The organism is Methylobacterium sp. WL9 (assembly GCF_008040035.1).
GTDB lineage: Bacteria > Pseudomonadota > Alphaproteobacteria > Rhizobiales > Beijerinckiaceae > Methylobacterium > Methylobacterium thuringiense.
In genome coordinates, this window is record NZ_VRVE01000213.1 from 1 (window position 1) to 452 (window position 452).

1 protein-coding gene is annotated in these 452 nt (G+C 66.8%); it reads left to right on the forward strand.

Annotated features, from left to right (window positions below):
• Positions 1-452: transposase (locus FV217_RS22545; protein ID WP_147821860.1), on the forward strand; the 452-nt coding region annotated here is incomplete at both ends.

Genomic DNA, 452 nt, shown 5'->3' on the forward strand with positions numbered 1-452 from the left:
TGGCGCGCTCGGCTTCGCGGGTGTCGATGCGGCACGGACGGGACGACCGGGCTACCATCCGGCAGCTCTCCTGAAGCTCTACGTCTACGGCTATCTCAACCGGGTCCCGTCGAGCCGACGTCTGGAGCGTGAAGCGGGCCGCAACGTCGAGGTCATGTGGCTGACGGGCCAGCTGTCGCCCGATCACAAGACCATTGCCGAGTTCCGCCGTCAGAACGGACCGGCCATCGGGCGGGTCTGTGCCCGCTTTGTCGCCTTGTGCCGCGAGATGGGCCTTCTGACGGGGACGCGCGTCGCGATCGACGGCTCGAAGTTCAAGGCGGTCAACAACCGCGACCGCAACTTCACGCAGGGAAAGCTCGACCGGCGCCGCCAGCAGATCGAGGAGAGCGTGTCGCGCTACCTCTCGCAGCTCGACACGGCCGATCGTCAGGATCCCACACCGGAACTGG